General features: G+C 74.9%; 6 protein-coding genes, 1 pseudogene and 1 riboswitch. Of the genes and pseudogenes, 5 read left to right on the forward strand and 2 right to left on the reverse strand.

What is annotated here, in order from left to right:
• Nucleotides 1-537, reverse strand: a pseudogene (locus CCN35_RS25770) (C40 family peptidase); the annotation flags it as partial.
• A gap of 11 nt (nucleotides 538-548) precedes the next feature.
• Nucleotides 549-720, reverse strand: a riboswitch (cyclic di-AMP (ydaO/yuaA leader).
• Between the two features lie 127 nt (nucleotides 721-847).
• Between CCN35_RS25770 and CCN35_RS25775 the strand changes: the two are divergent.
• The 3 genes from CCN35_RS25775 (at nucleotide 848) to CCN35_RS25785 (ending at nucleotide 3,470) form a co-directional block, all read left to right on the forward strand.
• Nucleotides 848-1,594, forward strand: a complete 747-nt coding sequence (locus CCN35_RS25775; RefSeq protein ID WP_067390893.1) for an SOS response-associated peptidase — start codon at nucleotides 848-850, stop codon at nucleotides 1,592-1,594.
• A gap of 207 nt (nucleotides 1,595-1,801) precedes the next feature.
• Nucleotides 1,802-2,974: an AI-2E family transporter gene (locus CCN35_RS25780; RefSeq protein ID WP_067390895.1), complete on the forward strand. Its 1,173-nt coding sequence runs from the start codon at nucleotides 1,802-1,804 to the stop codon at nucleotides 2,972-2,974.
• An 82-nt stretch (nucleotides 2,975-3,056) separates the two neighbouring features.
• The gene (locus CCN35_RS25785) at nucleotides 3,057-3,470 is read left to right on the forward strand and encodes an SRPBCC family protein (RefSeq protein WP_067390898.1); all 414 of its coding nucleotides are present in this window, start codon (nucleotides 3,057-3,059) and stop codon (nucleotides 3,468-3,470) included.
• Nucleotides 3,471-3,501: 31 nt separating this feature from the next.
• Here the strand turns inward: CCN35_RS25785 and CCN35_RS25790 are convergent, their stop codons facing one another.
• Nucleotides 3,502-4,134, reverse strand: coding sequence for a hypothetical protein (locus CCN35_RS25790; protein WP_067390901.1), 633 nt, complete (start codon nucleotides 4,132-4,134; stop codon nucleotides 3,502-3,504).
• Between the two features lie 311 nt (nucleotides 4,135-4,445).
• Here CCN35_RS25790 and selA point away from each other — a divergent pair, with 311 nt between their 5' ends.
• A complete protein-coding gene (selA, locus tag CCN35_RS25795) occupies nucleotides 4,446-5,765 on the forward strand; it encodes an L-seryl-tRNA(Sec) selenium transferase (RefSeq protein WP_067390904.1) in 1,320 nt (439 codons plus the stop codon).
• Nucleotides 5,766-5,772: 7 nt separating this feature from the next.
• On the forward strand, nucleotides 5,773-6,228 hold a 456-nt coding region (locus CCN35_RS25800), incomplete at its 3' end, for a GTP-binding protein (protein WP_211285579.1).

Below are 6,228 nucleotides of genomic sequence, written 5' to 3' on the forward strand. Positions count from 1 at the left end.
GCCGGGGGCGGGGAGGGCGTCCAGGGCGCCGGTGGGCTGCGGTTCCATGGACCGGCTGGTCAGCTCCGCGAGGGGAGCGGCCGGTGGGGTGACGGGTGCCGCCATGGGCAACTCCCCTGCCGGGGCGGCCGATGCGGTGGCAGGAAGCGCGGGGGCCGGACCGGCCTGCGCCGGACTCGCGGTCAGCTCCAGCCGGGACGATCCGCCCTCCAGGCTCCGTCCCTTCAGGGCGTCCGCCGGACGTCTGCCGGACGTCCCGGGACGCGAGTCGCCCCGGCTCGGCATGCGGTCGGGCGGCAGGGCCGCCGGAACGATCGGGCCCAGCTGGGCGCGCGCCACGTCGAACCACCGCTTGGCCAACTGGTCGACGGCCGGATCGGATGCCTGGGAACCGCCTTGCGCACGCCGCTTCTTGCTCATCGCGCGGGTGGCGTTGAAGTTCCCCGTGGCGTTCTCCGCCTGGTCGTAGAGGCTGTTGATCCGCTGCTGCACCTCAGCGGGACTGGGTTTGCCGTCGCTCGGTCGTTCCGGCGCCAAGGAAGACGCACTCCTTACCACTAGGCCGCCCGCCGAGTCAGCTGCCGGGTTCGGACGGACGTTCTGTGGAGGCGTGCCCCGCGGCCCCCGTCCGAAGGGACGGGAAAGCCGATTCACCCCGATGCCGATCGGGTCCCCGGCTCCGGATGCCGTGGGGCGTACCGGACTCGGCGGAGGTCGCACGATCCGACGGGAGTCGCCGGAGTCAATCGTGCGGCCTGGACGTCAACTTAGCGAACGTGTGTGCCTCATGTGAAGATTGAAGTGCGGTATGTCCGATACGTAAATGTGATCTTCCTTGGATGGGGCCATGTGCGGTCGTTATGTCTCCACCCGCAGCCCCGAGGACCTGGTCCAGCACTTCGGGGTCACCGACTGGAGCCCGGAGGAGACCCTGGAGCCCAGCTGGAACATCGCCCCGACCAACCGGGTGTGGGCCGTACTGGAACGCGCCCCGCGGGAGAGCCGCGAGGAGGCCGCCCCCGTGCGCAGGGAGCTGCGGCCGCTGCGCTGGGGCCTGGTCCCGTCCTGGGCGAAGGACGTGCGGACCGGCGCCCGGCTGATCAACGCGCGGGCCGAGACGGTGCACGAGAAGCCCGCCTTCCGCCGCGCCTTCGCCCGGCGCCGCTGTCTGCTGCCCGCCGACGGCTTCTACGAATGGCGGCAAGTCCCGTCCGGAACGACCGGCAGGTCCCACAAGCAGCCCTACTACATCAGCCCCGAGGACGGCCGGCTGATGGCGCTCGCCGGACTGTACGAGTACTGGCGGGACCCGGAGGCGGAGCGGGACGACGATCCCGCCGCCTGGCTGACGACCTGCACCATCATCACCACCGAGGCCACCGACGCCGCCGGCCGCATCCACCCCCGCATGCCGCTCGCCCTCACCCCGGAGCACTACGACGCCTGGCTCGACCCCCGCCACCAGGACCCCGGCGAGCTGCGGGAACTGCTGAGCCCTCCGGCGGGCGGGCACCTCGGGGCCCGGCCCGTCTCCCGGGCCGTCAACAACGTGCGCAACAAGGGCCCCGCCCTGCTGGAGGAGCCCTCGCAGTAACCCGTCGGCCCACCGTGCCGATCGGCCTCGCGCGGCGCCGTACGCCGGACGGGCATCCGTTCCCCCCGATTGCCCCGGCGACCGCCCGACCGGACGAACCGCACCCGCGTCCCCGCCCCGTCGGCCCTTACCGTGCTCTGGACGCGACCGTCACAGGCGGCGTGAGGACGGTCCGGAAGTGACGGCCGGTCAACAACGGGAGGCACGGTGGCGGATGCGGGCGGTCCGGTGCCCGGGCGGGGCCGCAGGCGCCGGCCGGGCGGCACCGTGCTGGGCAGCCGCCCGGCGTACTCCGTACGCCTTCCGCCGCGCGCCCGGCCCGCTCCCGCCGTCACGAAGGCGGAGCGCACGGTCCCCTGGCTGCGCGTCGCCGCCGCCTACGCCTGGCGGATCGTCCTCGTCGGCATCGCCGTCCACGGCGCCTTCACCGTCCTCGGCCGCTTCCAGCTCATCGCCGTGGCCGTCTTCCTGGCCCTGGTCGTCACCGCGGTCCTGCGCCCCGCGGCCGACCTGCTGCACCGCTTCCTGCCACGGCCGCTCGGCGTCGCCGTCGCCCTGGTCGGCAGCCTGCTCGTCCTGCTCGCTCTTCTCGCCCTCGTGGGCAACACGGTGGCGGGGCAGTGGGCGAAGCTGGCAAGCGAGTTCGGCGGCGGCCTCCACCGGATCGAGCAATGGCTCGGGCGCCCGCCGTTCCGGATCGGCCCGGGCACACTCACCGGCCTGTGGAACCAGGCCCTGTCCTATCTGTCCACCCACCGCGCCGGCCTGCTCGACACGCTCCTGAGCGGACTCGGCCGGCTCGTGGAACTGGTCACGGCGGGTGCCCTCGCCCTCTTCCTGTCCGTCTTCTTCATCCACTCCGGAGAGAGACTCTGGCGGTGGGCCGGCGACGAGCTGCTGCCCCGCGGGGCCCGGCCGGTGTGGGAGCGCGCGGGGCGGGCGGCCTGGTGGGCCTTCTCCGGATACACCCGCGGCATCATCGTCGTGGCCGCCGTCAACGCCGTCCTCGTCGGTGTCGCCCTGCTGGTGCTGCGCGTCCCGCTCGCACTGCCGCTGACGCTGCTGGAGTTCTTCGCCACGTTCGTGCCGCTGGTGGGGTCACCGGTCGCGCTCGGCGTGGCCACGGTGGTCGCCCTGGCCGGACGCGGCCCGCTCACCGCGCTGGCCGTGCTCGCCCTGATCGTGGTCATCGGACAGATCGAAGGACATCTGCTCCATCCCTTGGTCATGAGCTGGGCGGTCCGTCTGCACCCCCTCGTCATCGCCGTCTCCGTCGTCGCGGGCAGCATCGTCGGGGGCATCATCGGCGCCGTTGTCGCCGTCCCGTTCGTCTCGGTCGCCTGGGCGGTCCTGCGCGCTCTGCGCTCCGTTCCGCCCTGACGTTCTGGACCGGGGCTTTTCGGCCGCGCCGGAAGGGGCACGCGGTCGGGGTAGGACCCCCGAACGGAGGAACGGTGCCGCCATGGCCGAGTACGAACGTTCACGCACCATGCCCGCAGCGCCCGAGCAGATCTTCGACCAGGCCGCCGACCTCACCCGGCTCGACACCTGGCTGCCCGACGCCCTGCATGTGCACCCCGAGGAGCCGCCCGCCGTCACCGTGCACGAGGACCGCACCGGCGAGGACACCTCCGCCCTGCTGCGCACCGAACGCGACCGGATGCGCATCGAGTGGGGCACCCGGGAGCGGGGCGGCTACGCGGGCTGGCTCCAGGTCGCCGGGCTCGACGGCGGAGCCAGTGAGGTGACCGTCCATCTGTCGTTCCTCGACGACACGCACGACCCGGGCGAGCGCGCCGCCCGCGACGCCCTCGACGGCAGCCTGCGCCGCCTGGAGGAGCAGGTGCGTCTGCGAGGTGAGCACCCGGCCGGCTGAGCGTTCCGGCGCCCGCCGTGACCGTCGCCGTTCACCCTTCCCGCCGCTCCTCCACCGTCGTGGTGACACGCACCAGACAGGGCCGGCGCGGAGTCGACCCGAAACCGAAGCGCACGGGCGGTACGACCGCCGCCGGCGGCCCCAGGTCCACGCCCTCGAGGACGGCGCCGGCGCTGCGGACCGGGTGCAGGTCCTGCGCGCCGTACCACTCGTGGCGCCCGCCGCCGGCCGTGCCGCGGGTGCGCACTCCCCGCAGCAGACGCGCGGGCAGGCCCACCGCCTCGATCCAGCGCGGACGGATGGCGAGCGCCCGTGGCACGGCGCGCAGCACAAGCCCCGGCGGTCCTCGCCGGCCAGTGGTGAAACGCAGGGTCAGCGAGTCGGAGGCGACGGTCCAGCGGTCGCCCTCGACCGTCACCCGGACCGGCTCGACGCGCACCTCGTCGAAGACGTAGGTGGCGGCGATGAAACGCGCCGTCCTGGAGTCGGGAGCCAGCAGCACACGGTGCCCGTCGCGCCGCTCGATCATCACGTCGCCGAACGGCCCGAACGGCGAGTGCGTCCAGCACCCCAGCACCAGACGGGTGCCGGAGGCCGTGCCGATCCCGGCTATGCGGCCGTCGAAGACCCACCGCGTGCGCCCTTCGTCCGTCCGGCTGTTCATCCGGCACCTCTTCGCTGCTCTTCCGCTTCCGGGCTCACTCCCGGGTTCACCCCCGGGCCGCTCTCACTCCTGGCCCGTCCCCTCGCCCCCGATCCGTGCCTGCCGCCGGCGGAGGCGGGCGGAACCCGTGCGGGTTCCCCCGCCGCCGCCCGGGTACACGGGCGACTGCCCGGTGGTGCCGTACGCCGGGGGAGCGAGCGACCCGCGCTCCGGCGTACGGCCGTACGGCGTGTCACATGGGCGGCTCCGGACGGCGGGGGACGATGGGCCTGCCGGGACAGCCACGGGGTCGCGCCGGGGACGGAGGCCGAATGGAACAGCAGGTGATGGGGCAGGTGAGCGACGCCCGGCGGCGGATCCCCCGCACGGACGCCGTTCTGCGGGACCCGCGCCTGGTGGACGCGGCGAGCCGGCTGGGGCCCGGACCGGTCAAGGCCGCGGTCCGGCAGGCCCAGGAACGGGCACGCCGCGGCGCCCTCGCCCCCGAGGAGGTGGCGGACACCGCCGTGGCGCTGCTGCCGCGCGCGGCCGGCGGACTGCGCCCGGTGATCAACGCCACCGGGGTGCTGCTGCACACCAACCTCGGCCGGGCCCCCCTGTCCGCGGCGGCCCGGCAGGCGGTGCAGGACGCCGCCGGGCCCACGGACGTCGAGCTGGACCTGCGCACCGGTGTGCGGGCCCGCCGGGGCCGCACCGCCCTGGAGGCGCTGCGCGGCCGGGTGCCGTCCGCCGCGGCGGCGCACGTCGTCAACAACGGCGCCGCCGCCCTCGTCCTCGCCGCCACCGCCCTGGCCGCGGGCCGGGAGATCGTCATCAGCCGGGGCGAGATGGTGGAGATCGGGGACGGCTTCCGGCTGCCGGACCTGCTGGTGTCCACCGGGGCCCGGCTCCGCGAGGTCGGCACCACGAACCGTACGACCGTGGACGACTACGCCGCCGCGATCGGCCCCGGGACGGCCTTCGTGCTGAAGGTTCACCCCTCCAACTTCCGCATCACCGGCTTCACCCGCGCCGCCGGCATCCGCGAGCTGGCGGCGCTGGGGGTGCCGGTGGTCTCCGACATCGGCTCCGGGCTGCTCGCCCCCCATCCGCTGCTGCCCGGGGAACCGGACGCCGAGACCCAGCTGAGGGCCGGCGCGGCCCTGGTCACCGCCAGCGGGGACAAGCTCCTCGGCGGCCCCCAGTGCGGACTGCTCCTCGGCGACGCGGAACTCGTGCGCACCCTCGCCCGGCATCCGCTGGCCCGCGCCCTGCGGGTGGACAAGCTCACCCTGGCCGCCCTGGAGGCGACCCTGAGAGGCCCCGGCACCCCCACCGCCGCATTCCTCGCCGCCGACGCGGCCGGGCTCGCACGCCGCGCCGAACGGCTCGCCGCCACGCTGGCCGCCGCCGGCATCGACGTCCGGGCCGTCCCCAGCGCCGCCACGGTCGGCGGCGGAGGCGCGCCCGGCGTGACCCTGCCCAGCGCCGCCCTGTCCCTGCCTGAGCGGTACGCCGCCGCCCTGCGCACCGGCCCGGTGCCGGTCGTGGGCAGGCTGGAGGGCGGACGGTGCCTGCTGGATCTGCGGGCGGTGCCCGCGGAGGACGACGAACGGCTGGCCGACGCCGTGCGGTCGGCGGCGGAGAGGTAGACGGGCCATGCGGGTACTGGCCACCGCGGGACACGTCGACCACGGCAAGTCGGCCCTGGTGCGGGCCCTGACCGGGATGGAACCCGACCGCTACGAGGAGGAGCGGCGCCGGGGACTCACCCTCGACCTCGGCTTCGTGTGGACCCGGCTCGACGACGGCGGGCACCTCGCCTTCGTCGACGTGCCCGGGCACGAGAAGTTCGTGGCCACCATGCTGGCCGGGGTCGGCCCCGTGCCGGCCGTGCTGTTCGTGGTCGCCGCCGACCAGGGCTGGCAGCCGCAGTCCGAGGAGCACCTGGTGATCCTCGACGCGCTCGGCGTCCGGCACGCCGTCCTCGCCGTGACCCGCAGCGACCTGGCCGACCCGGAACCGGTGCGCGCCGCCGCCCTCGAGAGGATGGCCCCCACCTCGCTCGGCGCCGTGCCGTCCGTCGCGGTCAGCGCGGTGACCGGCGCCGGACGG

It is taken from the genome of Streptomyces thermovulgaris, from assembly GCF_002155915.1.
Lineage (GTDB): Bacteria > Actinomycetota > Actinomycetes > Streptomycetales > Streptomycetaceae > Streptomyces > Streptomyces thermovulgaris.